This is a genomic window from Streptomyces odontotermitis, from assembly GCF_050510915.1.
Taxonomy (GTDB): Bacteria; Actinomycetota; Actinomycetes; order Streptomycetales; family Streptomycetaceae; genus Streptomyces.
On the sequence record NZ_JBNJLS010000063.1, the window covers coordinates 1 to 709 of the forward strand.

The window sequence follows — 709 nt, forward strand, 5'->3', positions numbered from 1 at the left end:
CCCGGTCGGACAGGACCTTGGTGCCGCCGGTCACCGCGGAACGGTCACCGCCGGACTCCCGGATGACGGGCGCCGACTCACCGGTGATCGCCGACTCGTCGACGGACGCGACGCCCTCGACGACGTCGCCGTCGCCGGGGATGATGTCGCCGGCTTCGCAGACCACCAGGTCGCCGATGCGCAGCTGAGTGCCGGGCACCTGCTCCTCGACATCACCGTTCAGACGCCGGGCGACCGTGTCGGTCTTGGCCTTGCGCAGCGTGTCCGCCTGCGCCTTGCCGCGCCCCTCGGCCACCGCCTCCGCCAGGTTGGCGAAGATCGTCGTCAGCCACAGCCAGGCCGCGATCGCCCAGCCGAACCAGTCCCCCGGGTCGGTGATCGCAAGGATCGTGGTGAGCACGGAGCCCACCTCGACCACGAACATGACCGGGGACTTGACCATCACCCGCGGGTCGAGCTTCTTGATCGCGTCCGGGAAGGACTTCAGCAGCTGCTTGGGGTCGAACAGACCCCCGCCGACGCGACCTTCCTCCTTGTGCCCGCTGGGTACGTCGCTGTGCGGCGCACGCGTGGGAGTGGCGGTGGACATGGAGCCGGGCTCCTCTTGTTCCTTCTTGATGTCAGTGCTCATGACGCGAGCCCTTCAGCGAGCGGGCCCAGCGCGAGGGCGGGGAAATAGGTGAGACCAGTGATGATCATGATGGTGCCC

General features: G+C 68.5%; 2 protein-coding genes. Both read right to left on the reverse strand.

The features are described 5' to 3' along the window. The coding region (locus ACQB60_RS45760; protein ID WP_496932045.1) for a P-type ATPase actuator domain-containing protein at nucleotides 1-631 on the reverse strand (631 nt) is incomplete at its 3' end. Continuing rightward, a complete protein-coding gene (locus ACQB60_RS45765) occupies nucleotides 628-699 on the reverse strand; it encodes a hypothetical protein (RefSeq protein ID WP_496932046.1) in 72 nt (23 codons plus the stop codon). The genes ACQB60_RS45760 and ACQB60_RS45765, both read right to left, overlap by 4 nt. Between the last annotated feature and the right edge of the window lie 10 nt (nucleotides 700-709).